General features: G+C 42.9%; 30 protein-coding genes. 20 read left to right on the top strand and 10 right to left on the bottom strand.

Going from position 1 to position 26,740, the window contains the following annotated elements; translation table 11 throughout:
- The first annotated feature begins 155 nt into the window (after positions 1 to 155).
- The 5 genes from RSX31_RS13420 to RSX31_RS13400 all read left to right on the top strand — a co-directional run bounded on the left by RSX31_RS13420 (position 156) and on the right by RSX31_RS13400 (position 5,200).
- Positions 156 to 1,085, top strand: coding sequence for a hypothetical protein (locus RSX31_RS13420; protein WP_315634877.1), 930 nt, complete (start codon positions 156 to 158; stop codon positions 1,083 to 1,085).
- Between the two features lie 84 nt (positions 1,086 to 1,169).
- Entirely contained in the window at positions 1,170 to 1,814 is a 645-nt protein-coding gene (locus RSX31_RS13415) for a DUF4129 domain-containing protein (RefSeq protein ID WP_315634876.1), read from the top strand.
- 23 nt (positions 1,815 to 1,837) lie between these two features.
- Complete coding sequence (locus RSX31_RS13410; protein ID WP_315634875.1) at positions 1,838 to 2,968, top strand: DUF4350 domain-containing protein; 1,131 nt, start codon at positions 1,838 to 1,840, stop codon at positions 2,966 to 2,968.
- Positions 2,965 to 3,891, top strand: coding sequence for an AAA family ATPase (locus tag RSX31_RS13405; protein ID WP_315634874.1), 927 nt, complete (start codon positions 2,965 to 2,967; stop codon positions 3,889 to 3,891). Before RSX31_RS13410 ends, RSX31_RS13405 begins: the two co-directional genes overlap by 4 nt.
- Positions 3,842 to 5,200: a DUF58 domain-containing protein gene (locus tag RSX31_RS13400; protein WP_315634873.1), complete on the top strand. Its 1,359-nt coding sequence runs from the start codon at positions 3,842 to 3,844 to the stop codon at positions 5,198 to 5,200. The genes RSX31_RS13405 and RSX31_RS13400 overlap by 50 nt, the downstream gene beginning before the upstream one ends.
- Here RSX31_RS13400 and RSX31_RS13395 read toward each other — a convergent pair.
- Entirely contained in the window at positions 5,192 to 6,151 is a 960-nt protein-coding gene (locus RSX31_RS13395) for a stage II sporulation protein M (RefSeq protein ID WP_315634872.1), read from the bottom strand. The genes RSX31_RS13400 and RSX31_RS13395 overlap by 9 nt on opposite strands.
- Before the next feature lie 104 nt (positions 6,152 to 6,255).
- Between RSX31_RS13395 and RSX31_RS13390 the strand changes: the two genes are divergently transcribed.
- A complete protein-coding gene (locus RSX31_RS13390) occupies positions 6,256 to 7,059 on the top strand; it encodes an RDD family protein (protein WP_315634871.1) in 804 nt (267 codons plus the stop codon).
- Positions 7,060 to 7,242: 183 nt separating this feature from the next.
- Here RSX31_RS13390 and RSX31_RS13385 read toward each other — a convergent pair whose 3' ends face one another.
- Positions 7,243 to 7,530 (bottom strand): hypothetical protein, encoded by a 288-nt coding sequence (locus tag RSX31_RS13385; RefSeq protein WP_044339178.1) that lies wholly within the window; start codon positions 7,528 to 7,530, stop codon positions 7,243 to 7,245.
- A 180-nt stretch (positions 7,531 to 7,710) separates the two neighbouring features.
- The gene (locus RSX31_RS13380; protein WP_148967352.1) at positions 7,711 to 8,511 is read right to left on the bottom strand and encodes a VLRF1 family aeRF1-type release factor; all 801 of its coding nucleotides are present in this window, start codon (positions 8,509 to 8,511) and stop codon (positions 7,711 to 7,713) included.
- A 132-nt stretch (positions 8,512 to 8,643) separates the two neighbouring features.
- On the opposite strand from RSX31_RS13380, the gene RSX31_RS13375 reads away from it, so the two are divergent.
- The 3 genes from RSX31_RS13375 (at position 8,644) to RSX31_RS13365 (ending at position 9,573) form a co-directional block, all read left to right on the top strand.
- Positions 8,644 to 9,060 (top strand): GNAT family N-acetyltransferase, encoded by a 417-nt coding sequence (locus RSX31_RS13375; RefSeq protein WP_148967353.1) that lies wholly within the window; start codon positions 8,644 to 8,646, stop codon positions 9,058 to 9,060.
- A 163-nt stretch (positions 9,061 to 9,223) separates the two neighbouring features.
- A complete protein-coding gene (locus tag RSX31_RS13370) occupies positions 9,224 to 9,457 on the top strand; it encodes a hypothetical protein (protein WP_148995010.1) in 234 nt (77 codons plus the stop codon).
- Entirely contained in the window at positions 9,451 to 9,573 is a 123-nt protein-coding gene (locus RSX31_RS13365) for a hypothetical protein (protein WP_262371836.1), read from the top strand. The genes RSX31_RS13370 and RSX31_RS13365 overlap by 7 nt, the downstream gene beginning before the upstream one ends.
- A 125-nt stretch (positions 9,574 to 9,698) precedes the next feature.
- Here RSX31_RS13365 and aldA read toward each other — a convergent pair whose 3' ends face one another.
- Both aldA and RSX31_RS13355 read right to left on the bottom strand, forming a co-directional pair.
- Positions 9,699 to 11,147, bottom strand: coding sequence for an aldehyde dehydrogenase (gene aldA / locus RSX31_RS13360; RefSeq protein ID WP_315634870.1), 1,449 nt, complete (start codon positions 11,145 to 11,147; stop codon positions 9,699 to 9,701).
- A 270-nt stretch (positions 11,148 to 11,417) separates the two neighbouring features.
- Positions 11,418 to 12,443 carry a zinc-binding dehydrogenase gene (locus tag RSX31_RS13355; RefSeq protein ID WP_397548093.1) on the bottom strand — a complete coding sequence of 342 codons (1,026 nt, stop codon included), beginning with the start codon at positions 12,441 to 12,443 and terminating at the stop codon, positions 11,418 to 11,420.
- Positions 12,444 to 12,550: 107 nt separating this feature from the next.
- On the opposite strand from RSX31_RS13355, the gene RSX31_RS13350 reads away from it, so the two are divergent.
- Positions 12,551 to 13,483 carry a phosphotransferase gene (locus RSX31_RS13350; protein WP_148995008.1) on the top strand — a complete coding sequence of 311 codons (933 nt, stop codon included), beginning with the start codon at positions 12,551 to 12,553 and terminating at the stop codon, positions 13,481 to 13,483.
- Between the two features lie 25 nt (positions 13,484 to 13,508).
- Here RSX31_RS13350 and RSX31_RS13345 read toward each other — a convergent pair whose 3' ends face one another.
- On the bottom strand, positions 13,509 to 14,012 hold the full coding sequence (locus tag RSX31_RS13345; RefSeq protein ID WP_148995007.1) for a peroxiredoxin family protein: 504 nt from the start codon (positions 14,010 to 14,012) through the stop codon (positions 13,509 to 13,511).
- A gap of 170 nt (positions 14,013 to 14,182) precedes the next feature.
- Between RSX31_RS13345 and RSX31_RS13340 the strand changes: the two genes are divergently transcribed.
- The 3 genes from RSX31_RS13340 to RSX31_RS13330 all read left to right on the top strand — a co-directional run bounded on the left by RSX31_RS13340 (position 14,183) and on the right by RSX31_RS13330 (position 16,950).
- Positions 14,183 to 14,485, top strand: a complete 303-nt coding sequence (locus RSX31_RS13340) for a phospholipase (RefSeq protein ID WP_262371835.1) — start codon at positions 14,183 to 14,185, stop codon at positions 14,483 to 14,485.
- Positions 14,486 to 14,841: 356 nt separating this feature from the next.
- Entirely contained in the window at positions 14,842 to 15,948 is a 1,107-nt protein-coding gene (locus RSX31_RS13335; RefSeq protein ID WP_148995005.1) for an acyltransferase, read from the top strand.
- Positions 15,949 to 16,227: 279 nt separating this feature from the next.
- Positions 16,228 to 16,950: a 5-formyltetrahydrofolate cyclo-ligase gene (locus tag RSX31_RS13330; RefSeq protein ID WP_315634868.1), complete on the top strand. Its 723-nt coding sequence runs from the start codon at positions 16,228 to 16,230 to the stop codon at positions 16,948 to 16,950.
- Between the two features lie 154 nt (positions 16,951 to 17,104).
- On the opposite strand, the gene RSX31_RS13325 is transcribed toward RSX31_RS13330, so the two are convergent.
- The 3 genes from RSX31_RS13325 to RSX31_RS13315 form a co-directional block, all read right to left on the bottom strand.
- Positions 17,105 to 17,662, bottom strand: coding sequence for a beta-class carbonic anhydrase (locus RSX31_RS13325; protein ID WP_148967360.1), 558 nt, complete (start codon positions 17,660 to 17,662; stop codon positions 17,105 to 17,107).
- Between the two features lie 26 nt (positions 17,663 to 17,688).
- On the bottom strand, positions 17,689 to 18,222 hold the full coding sequence (locus RSX31_RS13320; protein WP_315634867.1) for a hypothetical protein: 534 nt from the start codon (positions 18,220 to 18,222) through the stop codon (positions 17,689 to 17,691).
- A gap of 86 nt (positions 18,223 to 18,308) precedes the next feature.
- Positions 18,309 to 18,959, bottom strand: a complete 651-nt coding sequence (locus RSX31_RS13315) for a cobalamin B12-binding domain-containing protein (RefSeq protein WP_148995002.1) — start codon at positions 18,957 to 18,959, stop codon at positions 18,309 to 18,311.
- Between the two features lie 347 nt (positions 18,960 to 19,306).
- Between RSX31_RS13315 and queF the strand changes: the two genes are divergently transcribed.
- From queF to RSX31_RS13285, 6 genes are all read left to right on the top strand, one after another.
- Complete coding sequence (queF, locus tag RSX31_RS13310) at positions 19,307 to 19,804, top strand: preQ(1) synthase (protein ID WP_148995001.1); 498 nt, start codon at positions 19,307 to 19,309, stop codon at positions 19,802 to 19,804.
- A 127-nt stretch (positions 19,805 to 19,931) separates the two neighbouring features.
- A complete protein-coding gene (locus RSX31_RS13305) occupies positions 19,932 to 20,831 on the top strand; it encodes an EamA family transporter (RefSeq protein WP_148995000.1) in 900 nt (299 codons plus the stop codon).
- Positions 20,828 to 21,061, top strand: coding sequence for a hypothetical protein (locus tag RSX31_RS13300; RefSeq protein ID WP_315634866.1), 234 nt, complete (start codon positions 20,828 to 20,830; stop codon positions 21,059 to 21,061). Before RSX31_RS13305 ends, RSX31_RS13300 begins: the two co-directional genes overlap by 4 nt.
- A 29-nt stretch (positions 21,062 to 21,090) precedes the next feature.
- Complete coding sequence (locus RSX31_RS13295; protein WP_148967364.1) at positions 21,091 to 21,939, top strand: YitT family protein; 849 nt, start codon at positions 21,091 to 21,093, stop codon at positions 21,937 to 21,939.
- An 830-nt stretch (positions 21,940 to 22,769) separates the two neighbouring features.
- The gene (locus tag RSX31_RS13290; RefSeq protein WP_148994998.1) at positions 22,770 to 24,407 is read left to right on the top strand and encodes a DUF2339 domain-containing protein; all 1,638 of its coding nucleotides are present in this window, start codon (positions 22,770 to 22,772) and stop codon (positions 24,405 to 24,407) included.
- A 79-nt stretch (positions 24,408 to 24,486) separates the two neighbouring features.
- Positions 24,487 to 24,600: an RAxF-45 family protein gene (locus RSX31_RS13285; RefSeq protein WP_282137584.1), complete on the top strand. Its 114-nt coding sequence runs from the start codon at positions 24,487 to 24,489 to the stop codon at positions 24,598 to 24,600.
- Between the two features lie 36 nt (positions 24,601 to 24,636).
- On the opposite strand, the gene RSX31_RS13280 is transcribed toward RSX31_RS13285, so the two are convergent.
- Complete coding sequence (locus RSX31_RS13280; protein ID WP_187443192.1) at positions 24,637 to 24,777, bottom strand: hypothetical protein; 141 nt, start codon at positions 24,775 to 24,777, stop codon at positions 24,637 to 24,639.
- Between the two features lie 46 nt (positions 24,778 to 24,823).
- Between RSX31_RS13280 and abc-f the strand changes: the two genes are divergently transcribed.
- The gene (gene abc-f / locus RSX31_RS13275; RefSeq protein WP_315634865.1) at positions 24,824 to 26,701 is read left to right on the top strand and encodes a ribosomal protection-like ABC-F family protein; all 1,878 of its coding nucleotides are present in this window, start codon (positions 24,824 to 24,826) and stop codon (positions 26,699 to 26,701) included.
- The last annotated feature ends 39 nt before the right edge of the window (positions 26,702 to 26,740 follow it).

The raw sequence follows: 26,740 nt of genomic DNA, 5'->3' as shown, positions 1-26,740 counted from the left end.
AGAATCCCAACGTGAAATATATATCTAATAAGGATTGGTGTATTTTGGTAAGAAGAGTGAAAAAATACAAATCTTTCATCAACGGAAGGAGGAATAATGGTAGAATAAGCGATATATTGTCAAATATTGAAAAATAACCTGTAGGGGGATATTACGTGAACGCAAAATTTAGTAAGCCTAAAGGGTTCGGTGAAATACTGGACCACACATTTCGATTAAGCAAGAACCGATTTAAAGACTTTTTTCTTATTTTCCTTATTTTATTAGGGCCAGTTTATTTACTGCAGGCACTCATTGAACTGGCAGCAGGGGTTAGCTTCTTTAGGACTGTCGGTACCGGGGAAACCTGGTTCGATGGGATTGTCAACAGCTTTTCAGGTGAATTTACGGACGAAGGGGGTCCAGAAGTAAATCTGGCAGCGGAGCTTGGTACAGGTCTTATTGGACTTATCAGTATAATCCTGGCTCCAATCGCTCAAGCGGCGATTTTATTTGCCCTTAATCATATGAGAAAAAATGAAGAATTTACTGTGAAGCTTGTGATAAAGGAAGCATTCTCCCGTTTTTGGCCGATTATCGGAAGCAGTCTCCTATTTGGAGTGATTGTATTCGGTATCGTATTTGTTCCGATTTTTACAATTGGTTTTGCCGGAGTATTCGGTGCTGCACTTCTGGAGCCGGGCGTCGGGATTGTGGTCGCCGGAGTTGTCCTGTTGCTTGCATTCGCGGTTGCTGTAGCTTACTTCTTAACACGTTGGAGCTTTTATTTTGGAGCGGCAGCCATAGAAAATGACGCTCCTGGTCTCGGCAGGAGCTGGAGGCTGACGAAGAAGCGTGGATGGATCCTTCTGTTATTATTCATTGTATTCGGCTTGATCGTTGGAATCATAAGCTCGGCCTTCGAATTAACGTTCGGGTTGGTATTAGGGAATAGTGTTTTGTACGGCATGATAGTAAACGTTGTGTCTTTATTCACGTCGATGCTGTTCGCCGTTGGTTTCGGGGTTATGTTCCTTGATCTTAGAACGAGACATGACGCAGATGATTTAAATGAAATGATCGATGATTATAACGGAATCCAATAATTTCCTTTGAACAATTGAAGTATCCAGTCAGGCTCCGGAAGTCTCATGCTTCCGGGCTTTTGATCTGAAAGCTAGGTGAAGAAAGTGTTGAATGAAAACAGAGCAAGGGATCAATTAGAAGAAATCTTGGACGGGGAGGAATATAAGGCCTATCATGATGAGTCTCAGGGACTGCTTGCCAAATGGTGGGGGAAGGCAAAGGAATGGCTTTCAGAACAGCTTGAAAAACTATTCCCTTCTCTTGAACCGACTGGCGGGGCAGCATCGGGCATCCTTATCACGTTGATTGTCATTGTAGTGGCCATTCTCCTCGTTGCTGCATTCTTCGCCATTCGAAACGGAGTCCGAAAACGGAAATTCCGTTCGAATAAACCACTTCAATCCATGAATGAGATGGAGTGGTCCTATGCTAGACATTTAGAAGAAGCTTATAAACAAGAGGGTCTTGAAGATTATTCGAAAGCAACCCGCCATATGTTCCTGGCCCTCCTTTTATACTTTCATGAAAGAGACTATCTCGAAGCAAAGGTCTGGAAAACAAATTGGGAGTATTATGATGAACTGCGTAAAGTGAATCAGGATTGGGCAGAGCGATTCTACAGGCTGGCCCTTCTGTTTGATGAAGTGGCCTATGGTGAGCGGAAAGTGGAGAAAGAAGAGTATCTTCCCTATAAACAGGAAGCTCTAAGCTGGTTGGAACATGAAACGGATTCACAGCCTTACGCATAAGAGAAAGGAGGTAGAATCGAGAATTGAAAACAAATATAAAGGCGTGGGTCTGGCTCGCCACACTTCTAAGCTTATTTATCATCATCGGTGTATTTCTTTCTCCTGAAAAACCTAAAGAGTATCCGGCCTATGTTTCCGAGTCTCCCTCTCCTTCTGGAATAAAAGCCCTTTATACCTATTTGGAAAACGAAGGTGCTTCTATACAACGCTGGTCTTTTTCACCTGATAGGCTGCCGGCGGCTGAATCGGATCGATTACTGATTATGATAGAACCGTTCTCAATCCCTGAACAAGAAGAAATGGAAGCTTACGAGAATTTCATGAAAGCAGGGAATACGATTCTTCTTTTAAAGGATAATCCAAAAGGGATGTTTGACACGAAGACGGTCTTATTAGGGGAAGGGCTCGATAATCCTCTTATACGTGATCAAAAAGGGAATACATATCAAACAGATCTATTATCAGGCGTAAGGTTAGAAACGTCGGATGAAGATACCGTTCTATTGGATGATCGGGAGGGAACGATTGCCTATAGCTCTCCTATAGGTAAAGGTCAATTGATTGTCTCTACTTCACCGGGATGGATGATGAACGGGAATATTCTTGATAGTGATCATCTTCAGCTGGTTCTCACTCTATTAGAAAGCGGTCTTGCTGCTCGGAAAACGATCCTGGTCGATGAATACCTTCACGGGGGAGAGAGTGAGGCAAGCCTTACCAGTCTTTATCCCCAGTGGCTGTTGCTTTTAATCCTTCAATTGCTGATCCTCACCATCCTTTGGCTCTGGATGCGGGGGAAACGTTTTGGTGGTACTCTCACACCGAGGGAAGAGACGGTCCGATTCAGTGATGAACGAATTAAGGCGCTTTCAGCCTGGTACTTAAAAGGGCGCCAATACAAAGAATCTTTAGTGATTCAAGCCGATTACGTCAGAGTTCTGTTCCAGGAACGTTGGGGGATTCCGACGAGTAAGGAATGGTCGGAATTGAACGAACCTTTAGAACGGAGGTTAACTACCGTTTCTAAAAAAGAAATCGATTCGGTTTTATCTGGAATAAGGGCTGTATTAGAGAAAGAACGCATCAGTAAACAGGAATTCGTACAATGGTCGAAAAAAATAGAACTATTCAGGAAAGAGGTGGAGGATCGTTGAAACCAGAAATCACATCCTTAATGGAGAAATATGAAGAGCGAATTGTAGGTCAAAGTACGAATCTTAAACTCTTGTTGTCTTCCATTCTGGCAGGAGGGCATGTATTGATAGAGGGAGTCCCGGGAACAGGGAAGACACAGATGGTCAAGACCCTTTCCCAGTTACTCGGTGGAAGTTTCAACCGGATTCAATTCACACCGGATCTGTTACCGAGTGATATCACGGGTAGTACGATTTACAATATGAAGGATAGCAGCTTCCAAACGATCAAAGGGCCGATTTTCACCAATGTACTATTGGCCGATGAGATCAACCGGACTCCGGCGAAAACCCAGGCGGCCCTGCTCGAAGCCATGGAGGAAAAGCAGGTGACGATCCAAGGGGCAACGTATCCTCTTGAAGAGGTGTTTTTCGTGGTAGCTACCCAGAATCCGATTGAATTCGAGGGAACCTATCCCTTGCCTGAGGCCCAGCAGGACCGCTTCCTGTTTAAGCTGGACATCAATTTTCCTTCCTTTGAAGAAGAGAAAAACGTATTGAAACAAGTGATCGAGAATCATTATGCGGAAAGTGTCGGGGCCGTTCTCGACATGGAAACCTTCCTTACTATCAGAAGAGAAATCGGGGATGTCACACTTAGTGACGCGGTACTCGACTATATTATGCAGATTGTGAGAAAAACCCGTGAAACGGAATCGATCCGCTTCGGGGCAAGTACAAGGGCGGCGATTTCGATTGGAAAAGCGGGACGGGCATGGGCTTATCTGTCAGGGCGTGACTATGTCACACCAGATGATATCAAGATTGTGGCAAGACCTGCCCTAAGACACCGCATCCAGCTATCCCCGCACGTAGAATTGGAGGGAGTGGCCATTGATCAAGTCATCCAAGAGCTTGTTGGGTCGATTCCTGTTCCAAGATAAGGGGATATTGCCGACGCGAAAGTTGTTGATCTCGAATCTATTATTTTCCGCCATCCTTCTTGCAGGAACGTTTATTGGTCTGTCATGGACGCTCATTTTCGTATTGAACGGATTATTTATCGTCGTGAGTCTCATTGACCTGACTCTGTCACCATCCAAAAAGGAAATAGACGTCAAGCGCCATATTCCGGATCAAATGGAAAGGGGTCTGGATTATGTCTTCGATCTGAAAATTATAAACAGATCATCCCGTGGCATGGAGTTTCGGATCCTGGATGGTACCCCTCAGAGTTTTCAAACATCCTTTCCCTTAGAAGGGAAACTTGAACAGGATTCAGCAGGGACCCTTACTTATGATGTTGTAACACCCGTAAGAGGAGACTATGAACTTACCAGGCTGTATCTTCGTTATCGAAGCTCCCTCGGTTTATGGGAAAAACAAAAAACAATGGAGCTCCATGATGTGGTGAAAGTCATTCCGGATCTCACCGAAACAAAAAAAGTATTGGAAAGTGCTCAGCAGTTCCTACTATATGAAGGGGTGAAAATCCGTAAGCAGCAAAGCGGTGCCGGGGAATTCTCCAAGATTAGAAATTATGTACTCGGGGACGATCCGAGAAAGATCAACTGGCGTCAAACCGCAAAGCTCAGGGAAGTGATGACCAATGAATATGAACCTGAGCATGGTAAGTACATTACGATCCTCATTGATTGCGGAAGGATGATGGGAGCGGAACTGAAAAAAGGAAACCGGTTGGAGAAATCCCTGGAGGCGGCCCTGACCGTGGCGGCAGCGGCCCTTCAAAACGGGGACTATGTGTCAGTTCTTGCTTTCAGTAAAGATGTAAAGGTATATATCCCTCCGGCAAAAGGGATGGCACATCTGCAAACGATTCTTCATCGTATCTATCATTTGGAAGTGGACGCAGCCGAATCAAATTATGCCGGCGTCCTACACTATGTTCAAACGGTTCAGAAAAAGCGGAGTCTGCTTTTATTATTTAGTGACGTACACACCTTTCTTCATGAAGAAAGCGCCCTGTTTTACTTACAGCGCCTAAGGAAACAACATCTCTTTTTAACGATTGGGATAGAAGATGAAACGTTGGTCAAACGGATCAAGACAGAGCCTGTCGATTCTCAGCAGGCGATGATGAAGAGCTTGGCTCAGAAACAGATGCTCGTGAAGAAAAAGGAGAAAGCCAAGTGGGAAAAACAGGGCCTCATGATGGTGGAGGCCCGTGAAGAGAAACTGGCGGCAACGGCTGTTTCTTACTATATCGATATGATGAACCGGGGGTTACTGTAAGCTCGCCTTTAGCCGAAGCTTTCCGATCGTCATATAGAGAATCAGACCGATAACCGTTATAAAGGCAACCATATATTTTGCGAGTAGCGGTATGGCAGCAGGCGTAATGAAGCCTTCGATGATCCCGGCGATCACAAACAGGGGTACCGTCCCGAGGAGCAGCTGGACGGATCGTTTCGCTTGCTGCTTTAATTGATAGCCTCGTGTAAAACGTCCAGGTACAAAGAGCTTATAGCCCATCAAGAGTCCCGCTCCGCCTGCAATAAAGATGGCTGTAAGCTCGATCATGCCGTGGGGGACGATGTAAGCCCAGAATTCATAGCTCATTCCCTGGTGCCAGAAGACAGCGGCCAGGGCCCCTACTATGATACCGTTGTACACAAGCATATAGACCGTCAACAAGCCAAATGTCACACCGCCGGCAAAGGCAAGGAAGGCGACTTTGATGTTATTGGTCATGATGGCAGCCGACATAAGGGAAGAATCCACTTGTCCGTCACTTTTCCCGAGATTAGAAGGATCCACACCTTGAGACATCTCAGCTGGTAGAATGGAATATAGGTGAAGAGGATCATTTACGACAGAAATGAAGGCACCGAGTGCACCGATTGTAAATAATATCATCGCCGTGACAACGAACTTCCACTGTTCAAGCAGTAATCCAATAAACGTCGTGGAGAAAAAATGTCTAATTTGTTTTCCACTTGAGATTTGGTCTTTATATAATAGATTGTGAGACTTTGATACGAGGCCGTTCAAATAACCGGTTACTTCTTCGCCGGGAAAGTAAGTCTGGCTGTAGGAAAGATTCTGGGCAGCCTTTTGATAAAGACGGTTGAATTGATCAATGGCCGGACCCGTGGAGTTCTTCCTCTTGCGAAGGGTTCCAAGGAGATCTTCTAACTGCTTCCAGTCCTCCCGGTGCTGTTTGACAAATTGCTTCACGTTCATTGTGACACCTACTTGTTCTTTTGATTTCTTATCTCTTATTATAGTAAGTTTAGAAAAAAATAGAAACCATTAAAGGTAAATTCATCCATAAGGAGGGGATTGTATTGCATGAAGAACAAGTCGATATTAAAACCCCCGAATATGTTTCCCTGCAATTCCAACCTGCAGGCTTAGGCAGCCGGGCAGCAGCCCTTATGATCGACCAGCTATTGTTAACAATCGTAAACATCCTGATCGTTGTGCTCCTGTTTTTTGCGACATCGGGGAATGATGGCCTATTTAGTATGATGGAAATCAACTCGACACTATGGGGGATCGCCATCATCGCCATCTTTTTTCTCAACTGGGGATATTTCTTTGCTTTAGAATACTTCTGGGGTGGAAAGACGATCGGAAAGCGATTGCTGGGGATCCGGGTGATGCAGGAAAACGGACACAGCGTCACTCTCCTATCCTGCTTCATTCGCAATCTATTAAGAATCATCGACATGCTTCCCGTCTCCTATTTCATTGGTATGGTCATGATCTTCCTTCATTCTAAGCATAAGAGGGTGGGGGATCTCGTTGCCGGAACCATCGTTGTTCATGAGCGACGCGTCAAAGGAAAACGAAAAGAAAAAGCCATAGAGAAGGAAATCCGCCGCCGTGGCTTGAGGAAAGAGGATATAACGGTGGAAGCGTGGGAATTAAAGCAGCTCGGTGCGAAAGAATGGCAGCTGGTCAAAACGTACAGCAACCGATTCGTTCAGCTCCCCCTTTCAGAACGAAACCAATTAACCAAGAAGCTTGCCTTTATCCTCTGTCCTAAACTGGGATTAGATGTGCAGGATAAAACGTATGAGGAGCTTGAGGATACCCTTCTCCTTTTATACCTGGCATTAAGGGAAGAATGGGAATTTGAATTGTAGGAAGCAGCAAAGTCTGGAGAGGGCTTTGCTGTTTTTATATGTGATCATAATCCAAGAAGGGAGAGTGGCTTGTCCCGGGGGTTCCATGCAGAAGGTTTTGAAGGAAGTGCGTGTGAAAAAATGTAACGGTCAAACTGAAAAGGATGATTCTCTTTGCTGAGAATCATCCTTTGTTTTGGCAACTTACTCCATCCCGGGAGCCTTCTGGATTTCAAAAATAAGTACAATTGCAGTGATTGCATGGGCAATCAATCGGATGACCGGGAAAAAGTTTAAGAAGGAAGCAAGGATACCGAGGGCACTTCCAAGGATCGGTTGATCTTCTGACCTTGAAATATACAATACGCTCGCATGCCACAGGGCCACTAAACACAGGAGAAAAGGAATCGCATCACCTGCAATATTGCCAAAGATCGGAACCGCCAAAAACAATTCGATAGAAAAGGATAACCATTTAATTCGTGATAGCACGGACACACACCTCCTTATCTCAGTGTATGACTATGTGAGGAGCGTGTGCTTGTTTTTAGGGAATTGTTTTTTGTGGGGTGAGCGGTGGTTGTCGTGTGCGGGTATTGCGATATAAGTAGATTGGCAGATAACCAACATAAAAAGCCACCGTCTCCTCCAAGACGGTGGCTTATAAAACATTCAAGCCAATAACTTCTCAACAACCTTATGCTCATTTTCATTCAGCAGGTTTTTGCCGATCGTTTCATGAATCTCTTTATTCATGCTGTCTTCCAGCACAGCGGCCTCCTCTTTGTCGCCAACGAGGACGATCCGTTCCCACGCCTCATCAGCGGCCTTTTTGTCCAGGATGCTGCCGAGGCTTTTCCACCAGCGTTGTTGATTGGCTTTAAGGCGGTTTTCGAATTCTTCCTGCTGATTGGCTTTTCCGCCGCCGCTTCCCATGCTGGCGTCTGAGTGGTGGGGGCCTTCATGCTTTCGCCAGTCATCTGTTTCCAAATCGAATTCCATAAATTCGCTGGACTGAATCTCTCCAAAGGCGGAGGTGAGGATTTTGATTTGATTTTGCTGAAGCAGCACCAATCCCGTGTATGGATATTCTTTATGCAAGGATTTCAATTGATCCAGGTGAGGGTTCTCCTCCCAATAAAAATTGGTTTCAACCGGTATTTGAAGCTCGAAGGTCTCCCAAATGCCACTATCGGCAGAAGCGAAGATAATAAAGCTTCTTGGCAGTTCACGTTCTAAACTATATACATAGTTTTCTACTTTCGGACGGATCGATTGAAGCCTTTCTTTTTCCTCAGGAGCACTTTCCAGGTATTCTTCCAGGCGGTTGAATCCGTTTTTGAGGGCAATCTTCCATTCACCACCCTGCTGATCGTGGTCGCTGCGGTCCGTATTCAAGTATACAGTCAATAATTTATCAGGTTTTTGTAAGTACAAGTTTTCCAATACGCTCAGTGTTTTTTTGAAAGACATGTAACTCCTCCTTATAGAATGCTTACTTTTCATATAAACGGTAGAGACCCCTCTTAAACATTATTTTGTAAAAAAAGGGAATTGACGAAAGGACTTTAATAGGAAAAAATAGGTGGGAAGGGAGGAGAACCAATGAATATAGAGAAGCAGTGGGTCCAGGAAGATAGTGATTACATACGTAAGAAATTAATCGAATACAATATGTCACAAGTAGATGAGCAGACTAAGACGCCCCTGGAGCAAATCAGTTTTGTTATGAGAAACGATGAAGATGAAATTGTTGGCGGAGTGGTCGGAGAAATGTTCTGGCATCATCTCCATATTGATTTTCTGTGGGTGGCAGATGACTATCGGCATGGGGGGTACGGCTCCAAACTGATTCACCTGATAGAAGAGTACGCCAGGGAGAAGGGATGCCATCTCGTTATATTAGATACATTCAGCTTTCAGGCCCCTCATTTTTATAAAAAATTAGGGTATAAGGAATTTGGGGTCCTTAAAGATTTTCCTAAGGGACAGAGTCAGTATTTTATGGAGAAACGATTGTAGCAAACAGCGAGGGCTGTTTGCTTTTTTCGATTGGAGGTTTCTTTTATAAAATCTCCAATATGCTTTTGAAGCCCATTTTCTTAAAGAAATCAGATAAATCATGTTTTATGTTCTTTCCATCGGGTAAATATGTACTAAATAACACACGACGGGAGAGAATAATGTGAGCTATATTAACCAGGGTAGAGAGCGCATTCAATTTGATCGCAAGGGTAAGAAAAGGGATTTACATATACTGGAGTGCACACATTGTGAGAATGAATTCCGTTCACCGATGAATGTCAATCAAATCGAGTGCTCTCATTGTTCAACATCTACAGATCCTAAATTGGACGTTTCAATTTTTAAAGTCATCGGATTTATTGAAAATCTTCAAGGGAGTGAAGTACGTTGCTAAACAAGGATAAATTAGCCGATTTGAAAATGGATTTTAACGATATTCTTTGGATGAGTTCCGGAGTTGCTATTATTCTATTATTACTCGCTTTAGCAAATTTCTTTATCCTGGCCTAATCTAATCATGTGCTCGTTTAGAAAAGTCCTGACTGTTTAGCAGGACTTTTTTTGTTGGGCGAAACTCTCCACTGAAAAAGCCTGCCCGCTTTTAGGATGAAAGCGGGCAGGCTTTTCTTTAGGTATTATCCTTTATAGTTTTCATCGTACTCAAGGTAAACAACATGAGTTTCCAGGTATTCGTTAAGTCCGTGTTTTCCATCTGCTCCACCTATTCCGGATTGACCGCGGCCGGCGTGGAAACCATTGATGGCTTCGAAGTTTTCACGATTGACGAAGGTTTCGCCGTATCGAAGTTCATTAGCGGCTCTCATGATCTCATGAAGATTTTCACTGAAGATCGATGAAGAAAGACCATATTCGGTATCGTTGGCAAGCTCGATGACTTCATCAAAATCCTTGTAGGTCATAATTGGGAGGACCGGTCCAAAGATCTCTTCCTGGATAATCTCCATATCCTGTTTTACATCTACGAGAATGGTAGGCTCGTAGTAGAACCCTTTATCCATATTGAGCGGTTTCCCGCCGGTAAGGATTTTTGCTCCGTTTTCAACGGCTGTATTGACCATTTCAGTTACGGTTTCAAGTCGATCTTTATTCACAAGAGGTCCGATGTCGTTATCCCGGTTTGTCGGATCTCCGACTGTCGTGTTTTTCATCGCTTCGGTCATTTTGCTGATGAATTCCTCTGCTACATCCTCGTGGACATATACTCGTTCGGCGTTCGTACATGCCTGCCCGGAGTTGGTGATTCGGGATGTTTTGATCTTTTCAACGGCAAGATCAATATTTGCATGCTTGGTGATGATGGCAGGAGCCTTACCGCCCAGCTCCAGGTTTACTTTTGTAATGGACTTCGATGCTGCCTCCATCACTTTTGAACCAGCCGGGTAGCTTCCCGTCATGGATACCATTCGTACTTTAGGGTGACTGGACATCGGGTTTCCGATATCGGAGCCTTTCCCCGTTACAAGGTTGAAGACTCCTTTTGGCAGCCCGACCTCGTCTATGATCTTAGCAAACTCACATGCGGTATTTGGCGTGTATTGACTTGGTTTCATCACGATCGTACAGCCTGTCACAATCGCCGGGGCAACTTTCCTGGCGAGGATGAACATAGGGAAGTTCCACGGAACGATCCCTGCTACGACACCAATCGGCTTTTTGTAAACAAGGATGTTTTCATTCGAGCGCTCACTTTCAAGGATTTCACCTTCATATCTTAACGCCCAACCAGCCATGTAGCGGAAATACTCGATGGCAAAATCGAGCTCATCCTCAGAGGCATCCAACGTTTTCCCGTTTTCTTCTGTCAGCATCTGAACAAATCGGTCTTTCCGTTCCTCCAGCTTATCGGCTATTTTATATAAATAGGAAGCACGTTCCTTGGAAGGAACCTTCCCCCATGAAAGAAAAGCAGAATGGGCAGCATCAATCGCGTGATTCACATCCTCTTCCGTCCCCATCTGAATGGATGAAATCGTCTCCTCATTCGCAGGATTGATCACGTCCAACGTATCCTTCGACGTACTATCCACAAACTCACCATTAATATACATCTGATACTTCTTCACGATTACTCCTCCTTGTAGAACTCTTTCTTATCATATCTTCTTCTTTTCCCGTTCAATGGGGAGGGATAAACATGGGGATGTGCGAGGGACGGACCTCGTTCCACTCATATATTAATCCGAGACCTTAATACAAAGGGGGTTAAGTAAGTTTGTGGGTTCGCTTCTGGGAATAAAATGATTAGAGGGACGGACCTCATCCACTCAATCCTTCATTCAAAACGCTGATTTAATAGGATTTGAGTAAAAATGGAGGTCCGTCCCTCAGAGTGGTTACTTGCTTGGCTCTGCGATTTTGACGAGTTGTTTGCCGATGTTTTTGCCTTGGAAGAGTCCGAGGAAGGCGTCGGTTACGTTTTCTAAGCCTTCTGTGATGGTTTCTTCGTATTGGAGTTTTCCTTGGGAAAGCCATTGGCCAAGTTCTGTTGCTCCTTCTTTGAAGCGGTCATTGTAGTCATTGACGACAAAGCCTTTCATAAGTGCGCTTGATTTGATTAATCTGGTTTGTACGCGAGGTCCCAGATCACGATCTGTTTTGTTATAAGAAGAAATCGCTCCGCAAACTGGTACGCGCGCATGTTTATTTAGTAAACTAAGGGCAGCGTCACCAATTTCGCCACCAACGTTTTCGAAATACACATCGATGCCGTTTGGACACGCTTCTTTTAACGAAGCATAGATGTTGTCCGTTGTTTTGTAGTTGATTCCTTCGTCGAATCCAAGCGTATCTGTCAGGTAGCTTACTTTTTCATCCGAACCTGCAATCCCGACGACACGGGCTCCTTTGATTTTGGCAATTTGTCCGACAACAGAGCCGACTGCACCTGCAGCACCGGATACAACCACGGTTTCGCCTTCTTTCGGCTGACCGATGTCAAGGAGTCCGAAGTAAGCGGTCAATCCAGTCATTCCCAGTATGCTAAGGTGAGTAGAGATAGGGGCGACATTCGGATCGATGGAGCGTACCTGCTTCTCATCGGCAAGGGAATACTCCTGCCAAGGCAGCATTCCTACAACGAATTCGCCTTTTTGGAAATGTCCTGATTCTGACTCGACGATTTCACCAACCGCTCCGCCGGCCAACGCTTCGTTCAATTGGAATGGTTCTACATACGACTTGGCATCAGACATTCTGCCTCGCATATAGGGATCCACGGAAAGATAGAGAGTTTTGACTAATACCTGCCCTTTGGATGGTTTAGGAACTTCAATCTCTTTGAAGTGGAAATCCTCTTTTACAGGCATTCCTTCAGGACGGGCGACTAATTGAATTTGTTGCTGCATTTCGGGTAACATCATGATTCCTCCTCGTAATTTAAGCTGGAATATATTTTCCGATTACTTGAAACTTATCACATGGAGTTTAGGTTCTACAAAGAATAACACTTGAGAAAGGCGGGGTGAATGTGTCGAATAGTTGGGAAGCGGAGGTCGAGGTCACGATTGACCAGGCAAGATTATTAATCGGAAATCAGTTTCCGGAACTTCATCCATCAAGATTAGACATCATTGACTATGGATTCGATAATACGGTAATGAAAGTGAACAACGATTGGGTCTTTCGGTTTCCAAGACGGGATATAGCCGTGAAGCTTTTAGAAACGGAAGGAAAGCTCTTGCCACTGCTCGATGAAAAGAGTCTCGGGCTCCGAATTCCGGTTCCGACCTTTTTTGGAGATTCATCTCCTCCATACAAATGGCCTTTTCTAGGCTACCGGTTTGTTGAAGGAACGATTCCATCCCGGGCACATGAGGTGGTTAGAGAAGGGAAGTCAGCCCTTAAAATGGCGTCGTTTCTAAAGAAGCTTCATCTGACGGATGTTTCAGAGGCCGTAAAACGGGGAGTACCTCATGATGAATTGAATCGTTTAGATGTAAAAAAACGAATATCGACCTTGGAAAAAAACATTCATGAAATCGAAGAACTAAATCTTTTTCACCAGGTTGATAAGTTAAAAGATTACCTTCAGCACGTACCAAAAGAGCCATTGCCATCAGAAACCACTCTGGTTCATGGCGACCTTCATTTTAAGAATATTGTTGTGAATGAGAATGGAATCTTATCAGGGATTCTGGATTGGGGTGACGTTCATATTGGTCATCGCGCCATTGATCTTAACCTCGTGTACAGTTATCTCAATCCTGCGGGACGGAAGTTGTTTTTTGAAGAATATGGAGAGGTAGAGGAAGTCGAGTTGGAATATGCCCGGTTCAAAGCCATCTACACCAACGTCGTCCTGCTTCTTTACGGTTATCATGAAAAGCAGCCTCATACGGTTGCAGAAGCTCAGAAAAGTTTAGAGTTTGCATTAATAAGAGGGACGGACCTTGGTGAGTAACACAAGGTCCGTCCCTCTTCTAATATTATTTAACGTTTTTTTGGATATACTTCACGATTTTTCTCAGTTCATTGGCATGTGGACGACCGAATGGGCTCGTTTGTCTTTGCTGGTACATGGTTTGTCCTTTTTCATTGACGAGGAAGTAAGCCGGTTCACCATGTTGTCCGTGATCCTCATAAGGGGCATCTTCACCGTGATAGAACACATCATAGGCTTTGATTGCCTCTAAATTTTCATCGGCTAAAACTGGGAATGTTAAATCTTCTTTGTTCGCAAACTCCTGCAAGTTCTCGAGTTTATCGCTGGAAATCGTCAGCAAGTGAACATTATGTTTTTCAAAGTACTCTTTATTTGCTTGTAACTCTCTAAGTTCTTCCTGACATACCGGGCACCATGAGCCTCTGAAGAAAACGATGAGATGCCAGCTTTGATGTTCTTTTTGATGGTCCTCAAATGAGAAAGTTTCACCTGAAACTGCCGGGAGCGTGAAATTTGGTACCGTATCATTTAATTGAAAAGTTGCCATTATTCATTCCTCCTATTGTTTTCTTTCCAGTCAGATAGGCATTAGGACAATCCTAACCAGATTGAAATACATACAGTATAGTAATTTATTTTGCTTACATGGAGTGTATTTCCCTTTATGTGAGAAACAAAACGTACTATTGTGCAGAGTGAGTAGAAAGGAGGATGAATATGAGAAGAAATAAGACAGGTCCAAATCTGTGTATTTTCCCGGAATACAAGTGGTGCGGACCAGGATGCAGCGGACCCGGTGCTCCCATCAATTCAGTCGACGCAGCATGTAAGGCACATGACCTTTGCTATGAGCGATACGGTCCAAGCTGCCAGTGTGATCGGATGTTCATGAACAAGCTGAAAAATGAAATCAACCACCATAGTCAAAAAGGGAGGCATGCTTTTTTTATGTATCAATATATGAAATTGCAGACGAGGGTCACGTGTCAGAGGCATCGGTGCCGGGGGTCATGGATTTAGTTATTAACCGCTTGGGTTGTTCAAGCGGTCTTATTTTATTCGGAGTTAGGAATGTCTATAATCCAGTTATTACCTCTTCTTCAAGTAAGTTGATGTTGAAATTTGTCACTATTTGTTGAAAAATGGCTAGTATACCTTATAAGACATTGTTCTTATTTTAGTAAATGATAAAGCACAACTATATTAATTTAAATAGATTTCATCCTGATTACAAAGGATTCCTTAGAGGTATTGTGGTATGAAAGTATTCCAAAAGAAAATAGAACCAAAGTTCCTTTTTAAATTTGTTTAGGGATTTTCATGTCTGATTCTATTACAATTACCTATGATATTGTCAGCAAGAAAGGGGAGAGACCATGTCATCCATTTCAACAAAAAAGGAAAAATATCTTTTTGAAATACATTTTTTAAGAGCATTTGCTTGTTTAGCGGTATTGGGAGTTCACGTATCAGCTACTTATTACTCAATGAATGATAATACGTTTAATTGGTTTTCATACTTTTTAAATCAAGTAGGACGTTTTGGAACGCCTATATTTGTTGTGATTGCCGGATTTCTATTATTCTATCAAGTAAAAAGAAACACCTATACTTTTAATAAATTTGTTACTTCCAGGATATCAAAAATCATTATGCCATTGATATTATGGAGCTTAGCATATCGCTTCTTACTCTATTATTTTGATAATCAACAGATTGGAGCAATAAAGACAGAACTTGTGAAGATCTTTACAGGCGGTCACTTCTATCATCTCTATTTTATTGCTATTATCGTTCAATTTTATTTTATTTTCCCTATCTTACAAAAAGTATTCAGAACGAAAATGGGATTAATTATTTTAACCGTCATCTCATTTTTTATTAGTTATAATATGATCGGTTTTGATCCCGGAGTAGAAGGGTTTATCGGAAACTTTATGGCAAGTAAATCGTTCATGCCGCTATGGATTTTCTATTTTTCATTCGGTGGACTATTGGCCTTCTTCTGGGAGGATATTAGAGATTTTGTAACTGACTTTCCTTGGATGATGTTAACCTTATCAATTCTCATAACAGTAGGAGCAATTATAGAGTATACAATCAATGGAGATCTTACTAACAGAAGACCAAGTAATCTAATTAATATTCCACTATTAAGCATTGCTACTATTGGAATGTATCCTTTACTTTCTCAGTGGAGTGTCTTGAAAAAGCCCCTGACGTTATTAGGAAAGTATTCAATGGGGATTTACCTGATTCATCCCTTTGTTCTGCACTTGATGAAAATATATTTGCCTGCTTCTACATGGAATATGATTTTTCTGCCGATAATATTTGTCGCCGTATTATTAATTTGTGTAGGATTGATTCGACTTATTCAGCAAGTTCCATTTAGCAGTTATTTCATTCCTGTACCAAAAATTAAAAAAACACCAAGCAAAGAAAGTGTTGGGAATGTTTCATCAAAAGAAGCTACAGCATAGACGAAAAAACCGAGTTGATTATTAAATCGCTCGGTTTTTTTAACATAAAAAGGGAAAGACAACCTCCCAAATTCCTGCACCCCACCATAAAAACCAGCCCACATCAAGCAGGCTGGCGACTCAGATTAAAATGGTTTGATAGACATTAGGATGATAAGAATAATAGCAGCACTATGTATAATGATGGTGAATGGTTTTAATTCTGAGTTGATTTTCCCGTAAGAATCGGGAAATTAGTACCTGTTACCAGTTTTTCTTGAAAAAGGGGGAGAAATAAGTATGAATGAGAAAGATGAAATCAGGCATAAGGTATGGAATCGTCTGACAGAAAATAAATTAGGGCGGTTTCCATTTCCGTTAGTAGGACGGATTCCCAATTTCAAAGGGGCAGAAAAGGCGGCCTCTTATGTTCAAAGTATGGATATTTACAAGGATGCTGAGGTCGTAAAGGTGAATCCGGATGCACCTCAGCTTCCACTTCGCGCATCTGTGTTGAAGGACGGGAAAACCTTGCTCATTCCAACACCGCGCTTAAAGGACGGGTTTGTCATGATCAAGCCTGAATGGGTACCCGGGGGGGAAGAGAGAAAGGCAGCGAGTATCAAGCATATGAATACATATGGTAAAGTTGTACCGCTCACAGATATACCTGCCATCGACTTAATCGTAGTTGGTTCCGTTGCGATTCATCGTGATGGGAGAAGGCTCGGAAAAGGAGAGGGGTATGCCGATCGCGAATATGCCATCCTTCGTGAAATCGGGAACAACCCGGTGCCTGTCATCACGACTATAAACAGTGAGCAGCTTGTAAGAGACGACATCCCAAGAGATTCCTATGACCTGGCAGTCGACTGGATCATCACCGAAGAAGGCATCACGGAAACCCACACCCCCTACCCAAAACCACACGGCATCGAATGGGAACACGTAACCGAAGACGAGATGGGAAAAATGCCGATCCTGAAGGAATTAAAGGGGTTCTCTAGAGGGACGGACCTATAATCTACAATCAATTGGCAGGAATGCTATAAGGACAGGCTTATGAGAAAACTGGAGGTCCGTCCCTCTAAATACGCAAAAATCCCTGAAGGCGAGTTCGCCTTCAGGGATTTTTAGGTTATGCTTGTCGCCTCTGAACGAGCCGCCTCCGCTTTTGTTAGTACCCCTCTACAACCAAATCAAGCTTCCCTGTTTCCGGACTGATGACAAGTCCGTGGACAGGAATCTTTTTATCCATCAATGGATGGTTTTTGATCATGTCGACGCTGTGGGCAACGCTTTCCTGTACTGAGCTGAAGCCTTTCAGCCAGTCGTGGAGGTCGATTCCGGAGTAGTTGACGGTGTCGAGTGTTTCATCCGCCACCCCGCGTTCTTTCATTTTGTCCAGGATATTATCACTGTTGATGGCGCTCATTCCGCAGTCGTGGTGACCGATTACGAGTACTTCATCTGCCTGGAGTTCATATACCGCAACGAGCAGGCTGCGCATAATGCTGCCAAACGGATGGCTCACGACCGCACCGGCATTCTTGACGATTTTTACGTCACCATTTTTCATGTTCATGGATTTAGGCAGAAGCTCTACTAAACGGGTATCCATACAAGTAAGAATAACTAATCGTTTGTCTGGAAACTTGGTTGTTCTGTACTCTTCGTACGATTGTTCTTGCACAAACTGCTGGTTGTAATCAAGTATGTTCGTTAATAAAGTCATATTGTCTTCTCCTATAAAATTTATTATCACTTCACATTTTGCTGAAGGTGATTTTCTATCTCTTTTATTTTATCCATAATTTCTTGTCGATTCCAATCAGAAGTATTAGAAAGCTTCAAATAAAGAGAAGACACTTTAGCCAGTACTTCTGTCAAATTCGGTTCTTTTCGTGGATACGTGGACTTACCCATGAGATCAAATAAGCCATTCATTTGATCTGATACTTTCTTGTATTGAACGTCTTTAGAAATGACGGCAACATGGAAATATTGCTGCATATCTGAAAACTGATAGAAAATATCAAACAGCTCGAATGAATCATTTCTCTTCAGATTCAATTCCATTTTACCGGAGGAATTCTTATGAATAATCCGTGCGAACTTTGGCGAGCTTTCCTCTTCTATTATAGACATGAAGTTTTCTCCAGGCTTTAAGAAGTCATACCCTGAATTTGACGCATCTATTAAATTAAACTGCCTGTCCAATAGTAGATAAGGAATCGGGCATAAATGCAGATTTTCCACATGATCACTCCCTTGGGAAAGGTTAATGGACGTCATTGCCCCATTCCTCACTTATAGAGGAGGTTCATGTGGGATAACATTCAGTTGAACCTTATTAAGTTTGGCTAAATATGATGAAGGAGCTAGCCTTTCTGGGAAACAGGCTGTTCAGACATATCTGTCAGGTAATCATTGAGCTCTAACAAGTCATTAAAGCTTTTTACCTGTGATTTTTCCAGAAAATCCAGGGTATAGTTTGAAATCAATCGACCGCCAACCAGAATTTCAATCTCTTGATTATGCTCTCTGATCTTTTCAATGCACGCTTTCAATCGAGTCAGTTCTGTTGTCATCCCGATTGAAATCCCAACGACATGGGGTTCCCACGCTTCAATAAATGTTAGGGCATCCTTAACAGGGACATTTGCTCCCAAGTAACGGGTATTCCATTGTTTTTCTTTGAACACTTCGTTCGCAAGCTCAAGTCCTAAACTATGATGTTCACCCTCTATACAAAATAAAAGAGCTTTAGGATGGTTTTCCAAAGCTTCTTGATGGGTAAATATTGTTGCAAGTAAATATTTAAGGGTTGCAGTAGCTAAATGCTCATCTGCAACGGTAATTTGATTTTTCTCCCAAAGATCACCGATTCTATACATAGATGGTTTAATAATTTTCTCATAAAAAGTAAAATTATCTATTTTTGAGTGAATAGAAGACGAATGTAATTCCATTAATGAATGCACGTCTCCCGCGAGAATAGACTTGGTGAAAGCCTGGACCAGCTGATTCATTTATGATCACTCCCAGCAAAAATACCAATTACTATATTCAATAGATAGAATTGAAATTCCTGCTGCAAATTTCAATCTATAATTGGATTGACTTTCCCTATATTCTTATTTAATATAACCTCTGTAACACAATTTGTCGCTCAAGTACCTGAGAGAGGTTCATAGCATTAACCCTCTATAAAAAACTATGGTTCTATGAATCTAACATGGGATTTTCTTAAACATGTTATCCTTTAAGCGTAACAGGATAGTGCATTATTTGCAATTTACCTGCCTGTTATGTCGATTCTTAGGCTAATGCTATGTCCTCCTTCATTCGAGGCACTCTGAAGGGGAGGATTTTTTACATGTCAGGAAGAAAAGACGAAGATTTAACAGATCTATCATTATTAGGTAATCAAGGAACGAATTACCTTTTCGAATATGCTCCACACATTTTGGAAGCATTCGACAATAAGCACCCAAACCGGGATTATTTTGTGAAGTTCAACTGTCCTGAATTCACAAGTCTATGCCCGAAAACAGGTCAGCCAGACTTCGCTGCCATCTATATCAGCTATATACCAGGTGAAAAGATGGTGGAAAGCAAATCACTCAAACTCTACCTGTTCAGCTTCAGAAATCATGGTGATTTCCACGAAGACTGCATGAACATCATCATGAACGACCTGATCGAATTAATGGATCCACGCTACATCGAAGTATGGGGTAAGTTCACTCCACGCGGAGGTATCAGCATTGATCCATACTGTAACTACGGAAAGCCAGGTACGAAATACGAAACGATGGCAGACCACCGCTTGATGAACCATGATTTGTATCCGGAGAAGGTTGATAACCGATAAGATGGGAAGGACGATTCTGCTTTAGGAATCGTTCTTTTTTTTGTTTAACGATAGGCGAATATTTCTATTGCCGAAATAAATTTCCGGGATTATACTTGCGGGAAGAGATAGAAAAGGAGGGAGCGGGATGAAGCCGTTAAACGCATCTCTTTGTGTATTAATTGGAGCAAGTTCTTACGGGATACATGCTTCTGTCGTGAAGCTTGGATTTGCTGAAGGCTACTCTGTTTCAGATGTAACGGGTATACAGTATTTATTTGGAGTGGCTATGTTATTCCTGGCCTTTCTTTTTACTAAAAAAATAAAGATGACTAAGACGCATTGGATCTCGCTCTTCGGGGTCGGAATCCTTCTTAGCTTGACGGGGGTCTTTTATGGTCTCAGCCTTCATGAGGTTCCTGCTTCCATTGCAGTTGTCATGCTATTCCAATTCACATGGATCGGTGTTTTGATTGAATCGATCTATTTAAAAAAATTCCCTTCCAATAAGAAGCTGCTTTCGGTTGTATTTCTATGGATGGGAACCTTGCTTGCAGGAGGGGTGATTTCTTCTGAACGTTTCAGATGGTCTGAAAATGGTATGGGAATTCTTTTTGGTTTCTTTGCAGCCATTACATTTGCCCTGTTTATCTTCTTCAGCGGCAAGGTGGCAAGAGAAGTGCCCACGATTCAAAAAAGCATGATGATCACCCTTGGCGGTTTACTTGTAGTCCTCATCGCGTTTCGCCCTTCTTTCCTTCAAGAACCTGTTCAAATTGTTGAAATGGCTGACTTTGGACTACTCGTCGGCATCTTCGGAAGTATCTTTCCCGTCGTCTTTTTCGCGATCGGTACTCCACACCTCGATTCGGGTCTCTCGACGATTATGGGGGCAGCGGAACTTCCGGCTGCGATACTCGCGGCCATGTGGATTCTCCATGAACAAGTGGTGCTATTGCAGCTCATAGGCATCCTGCTGATCTTGATCGGGATAGCCATTCCTCAATTTCATATAGGACCTGTCCGGAATAGGAAACAATTTGGGTGAACGAAAAGCTCTCTTCTTTGGTGAAGGGAGCTTTTTTTGCGGTGAGAGCTAAAATTCCCACCTTACCCCAATTGTTACCCCCTAAAACCCGAACCCTACCATCATCGTATCTGGAAACCCTTCCAATTTTCACAATTATTAAACCTTATTTATTTGACCGGATTCCCTTTACAAAGGGTCTTGATGGGCTTTATAATCCCGTTGTTCAAGTATTTACGGAAAACCAATAAAAATTTTAAAGAAAAAGGAGGTTGCGGTGATGCGACAAAGAATATTTTCCTTCTTAATGATGAATCTTGGTGCATTTCTTGTTTCGGTGAATGTCCATTTTTTCTTATCGCCAAATAATTTAGCGACAGGGGGAGTAAGTGGATTGTCAATCATCATGAACGATCTGTTTCCGGGTCTTTCCCTTGGACTGTTCATGATCATAATCAATATCGTATTATTTATCGTCGGTGTGATCTTTCTCGGCTTTAATTTCGGTGCGAAAACCATTTACGCAAGTTTCGCCCTTTCATTCTACGTTTGGTTATTGGAGCGATTTGCTCCCATGAGTGCTCCATTAAGTGATGATATTTTGATTCAATTGATTATCGGGCAATGCATTGCCGCAACCGGGATGGCCATAGTATTCAACCAACAGGCATCAACGGGTGGAACGGATATCGTGGCCCTGATCTTTAATAAATATTTCAATATAGATGTAGGCAGAGGCGTATTGCTGGCAGATTTATCAATCGCCATGTCCTCAGCCGTATTATTCGGACCGCAAGTCGGAATGTATGCATTCTTCGGTGTCATCCTGAACGGACTGGTAATCGATTATGCATTGCAACAATTCAATTCAAATAAAGAGATTGTGATCATAAGCAGATACAGCGATGAGATCAAGTCTTATATCGTTCATGAACTGGGAAAAGGAGCGACGATCCATACGGCAACGGGAGCCTTCACTTCCGACGAAAAGGAAGTCATCACGACCATCCTTGGTCGCAAGGACTTCTCCAAGCTGAAAGGCTTCATCACCCAGGTTGATAACCGTGCCTTCATCACGGTCCATACAATGAATGAAATACTCGGTCAAAACTTCAAACGATTGGCATAGAAACAAAGCTTCACCTTTCAATAAGGTGGAGCTTTTTCTTTGTCAAAAGCTCTTTTTGCAAAGATTGTTTTTTAGTTACATAGGAACTGCATTGGCTCTGTCAATCAATGTATGCTTAGATGGTGAGGGGAACTGCTTCGCTTTCCGCGGACGTTCGGCCGAGCCTCCTCAGCTTCGCTTCCGGTGTCTCGGCACGACCGTACTTCCGCAGGAGTCTACGCAGTTCCCCTCACCATCTATATGGAAATTTCGTGACAGAGCTTAAAAGTGACAAAAACTCTCTATAGTAAACGGACTACTGCTCTCTTTAAGAGAGGTCCTTTTCCACGGTAGCATTGTTTGTTTCATTTGATAGATAGTTAGATGATCCACCGATCTATGAGTTAACAATAAATTTTCTTTTACTCCTTTGTAGATGGTCCGTTTTGGGAATAAAAGCTCAACTTATCTACACTAGGAGTGTTTTTTCGTTTTTATATCCATATAAATAGCAGTCAGAATTTAGTAGCACAGAGTGGATTGTAGCGGAAGGCACTTGACTCCTGCGGGAGATAGAGGCTCGACTTCCTCCCCGCGGAAAGCAAGTGCCTGGAGCGAAAAGGAACGTTCCATGTTTTCACACTACCACTCATTCAAAAGATGAATTTCCTTTTTTAGAATCTACGAATAATAAGTGGGGGAAACGAGGATGCGCACCGCCGTACTTTCTCTGTTTAAATAGCAACAATGTTTACGAAAAGAGCCTTGTCATAAAATACTGTTCTACTTTCCAAAAAATAAAGGAAAATATTGGCCTATTCCTGTATAAATAATAGGTAGGGGGTGGAAATATGGAGAAAGAAGAGTTTGAACGCCTGGAACGGAAAATCAGCACTCTGGAAAGAGAGCTATACCTTGTGAAAAGGCAGTTGATACAAGCGAAGAGCGAAAGTGAAGCGCCTGTCATCCAAAAAGCAGAAGTGTATGCAGAACCTGAAGAGCATTTCCCTGATGAGGAAAATGAGCCATTCATTGAAAAAGAGCCCTTCGACTTTTCAGTGGAACGCTGGCTTCCGAAAGTGTTTCTATTTGTTCTATTGATAGGAAGTATCTGGGGCTTTATGGCTGCTTCTCAAAATGGCTGGGTTACGCCCGGTTTAAGGGTGTTAACGGGGGCTGTCATCAGTATGGTGATGTATTACTTAGGAGAGCGGTATATCAGGGATCAGAGGAAATTAGCCCTCACGCTGCTGTCGGGGAGCATCGTCCTTGCGATCATTACGTTATTCTCGGCAAACATCTTATATGGATATATAGGCGGACTCATCACGAATCTACTATTACTCGTCATTATTTCTGTCGGACTGTTGACTTCTCATAAGCATGGTTCTGAAGTGATCCTCTGCTTGATAGGGGCAGGAGCGTATCTGTTTCCGTTCATTTTTGCAGGGGACGAACGGAATGAGTGGTTGTTTTACGGATATGAGTTAGTATTGTTCTTTGTGTTAATGACGTTCAGTACGGTGAAACGATACCGGATTGCCTGGAATATACATTATTACTTACTATATTTCTCATTGTTTTTCTTTGCGGTCTTTGGGGTAGGGGCGATGACGCTGACCGTTCTGATTCCATTTGCCATTCAGCACGCCTATGTTTTACTGTTGATCGTGCTGGGCCGCGATGAACGGGTGAGTGCCGAAATGATTCCTGCTCTAGTGTCAGGCTCCTTCATCCTTCTCGGATTATTGAATGATATTTACGCAGCGATCCCACTCTTTTATTATGTGACTTTCGCAGCGGTGTATATCGGCGTATCGTTCATTGAACCGAAGGAAAAGAAACAAACAAAGGATGTCCTGCTGGTCTTAGGTTTCCTGCATGTGCTCCTCTTCTTATTTGAACTATTAGAATACGATTGGCGCTTTGTCTTAGTCGGCCTTCAGGCTACTGCCCTTTTATGGCTTGCTGGAAGAAGGGAAAGCTATCTTGGTTTGGTTGCTTCCATTCTTTTGATGATGTGTTCATTCCTCGGGGTACTGGTCGGTGCATCCGATGATTTCTTTACGATTGAGCTGTCGATTTTTGTGATTGCTTTTGGGTATGTGTATCTGTTTTCCCATTACAATAAAAAGGAGTCCTCTTTCTTAAACGTGTCGACAACGGCGATTAAAGTGGTGTTGACAGTGATTGTGATGTTCTTCGTGTTACGTTTGACGGATTTCATTGTAATCGGCTGGGATTATACCCAGCGAACCACCGCCTTCACCGTGGCAATTGCCGCCCTGTCCATTGCTTATCTCATCTTCGGTGAAAGCAGGAAGGATGCCTTTTACCGCTGGGTGGGGATCAGTTTTTTAGCTCTGGCACTGGTGAAATTCTTCCTGGCAGATCTCGTGTTCCTGGATTTCACGATCCGTGCCATGATCCTGATTCCAATCGGAGTGATCGGTCTTGTGCTTTCAAGATTTTTATATAAAAAGGAATAAACACATTGCAAAAGCTTTCAGAATAATTATATAATGGTGATATTAACTATCGTTTAATGGAAAAGGAGGTGGAATTGAGATGAATCGTTCTGTAGGATTGCGTGGGAAGTATTTAGACTATATTTACATTTGCCGTGCAATTTTTCATGTATTTGCCTTCAAGGGGACACGTATGCCCTTTTTCAGCAAATAAATATGAATACTGAACGGTAAGAGGTCTCAATTCCAATCACTTTTCTATAAAGAATCGGAAAAAGGGGGCGTTTTCGCTCTCTTTTTTTATGCCTTCTTTTATAAAAGGGGGAAGTGCCATCGCACTTCGATCAGCCATGGGAGAGCCTTCTGCTTCCCATGGCTTTTTTGTGATCATAACGGAACCTCTTACCTTAAAATAGATGAACGAAAGGAAGAGGAAAATGATACTATGCAGTGCACAGGAATTAAGTAAGATGTTTGGAGGACATTTAATATTTGAGGACTTATCCTTTGAAATACCAGAAAGAGCAAGAATCGGTCTCGTTGGCAGAAATGGGACGGGGAAGACGACGATATTTAAATTATTATCAGGAGTCGAATCCCCTGATAAAGGTCTTGTTCATTTAAAGAAGGGAGCCAGGGTAGGCTACCTTGCGCAAATCCCTGATTATCCGGAAGGTACGAAAGGACTTGACGTATTACGCTCTGCGTTTTCCGAATTAATCAAGACCGGTGAGCGATTAAAAGAATTGGAATTTCAAATGGGGACGGAGCAAGATGCCGATACTCTCAACCGATTATTAGAGGAATACGGCAAAAACCAGGACCGATTCACTCTTGCCGGGGGATATGAAATTGAATCCAATATTTCAAAGATCGTCAATGGATTGGACATCAGTGAATTGGTGGATAAGGACTTCAATGACTGCAGTGGTGGGGAACAAACGAAGCTTTGTTTAGGCTTGATACTTTTGCAAAAACCTGATCTTCTGCTCCTTGATGAACCAACGAACCACCTGGATATCGGAGCCGTGGAATGGCTGGAGGATTTTTTGAGAGAGTATGAGGGCACCGTCGTGTGTATTTCCCATGATCGCTATTTTCTCGATAACGTGATTACGAAGGTGTATGACTTAGAGGACGGGGAATTGACGATTTATCATACGAATTACTCCGGTTTTGTGAAGGAAAAGGAAGAACGTTTGATGATCGAATTTCAAGCCTATCAGGAGCAACAGAAGAAAATCAAGAAAATGAAGGAAGCGATCAAACGGTTAAGGGAATGGGCAAATCAGGCTAATCCTCCTAACGAAGCTTTGCATAAACGGGCACGTAACATGGAGAGGGCGTTAGAACGGATGGAGAAGATCAAGCGCCCGGTTCTGGACCGTAAGAAGATGGGATTGGAATTTGAGGAAACGGATCGAAGCGGGAAAATCGTGTTTTCCATGGAGGGTGCTTCAAAGGCTTATGGAGACAAAAGCTTGTTCAGTGGCGCCGATCTCCTCGTCCACTTCAAGGATCGTACTGCGATTGTCGGACAGAATGGAACCGGTAAATCAACGATTATCAGAATGCTTCTCGGGGAAGAAACCGCCGATGCAGGTGTTGTGAAAATCGGAAGCAATGTGAAATTAGGCTATCTTTCCCAGCACTTTACGGTAGCGGATCCAAGTGTTCGTTTGATTGATGTGTTTCGGGAAGAGGTTCCCGTGACAGAGGGAGATGCACGGCATATTCTAGCTAAATTTTTATTTTATGGACCGAATGTGTTTCGACGAGTAGGGCAGCTGAGCGGTGGGGAAAAGATGAGACTCCGCCTTGCCCAATTGATGTATCAGGACATTAACTTCCTTGTCCTTGATGAGCCGACGAACCATCTGGATATTGATTCAAGAGAAGTGTTGGAGGATGCCTTGGAGGACTTTAAAGGCACGATCCTGGCTGTATCTCATGATCGGTACTTTTTAAATAAGTTATTTAAGAAAACGTACTGGATTCATAAGGGCGAACTTTATTTCTTTGATGGTCCATATAGCTGGGCAAAGGAAAAGCTGCCTGAACTTGTTCCGCAGGAAGTGCCTGCAGTTGTTGTGAAAAAAGAAGCACCCCCTAAAGCGGCACCTGAAAAACCGTCGCGGAAGATGGAAGAGGTGGAAGCTGAGCTGGAACGGGTTGAAGAAGAGATTTTTTCCATTGAAGAGATGCTTCTTTCACAAGAAGACTTGGACATCCTTCAGGAACTGTATAAGGAAAAAGAACAGAAAGAGCAGGATCGAGACAAAATGTATCAGGAGTTAGAAGAATTAATGGGTTAGTGTAGAAGGGAGATGACGTTGAAGTCATCTCCCTTCCAT

This window comes from Rossellomorea yichunensis, assembly GCF_032337515.1.
Lineage (GTDB): Bacteria > Bacillota > Bacilli > Bacillales > Bacillaceae_B > Rossellomorea > Rossellomorea yichunensis.
This window is presented reverse-complemented; position numbering and strand designations above follow the sequence as displayed.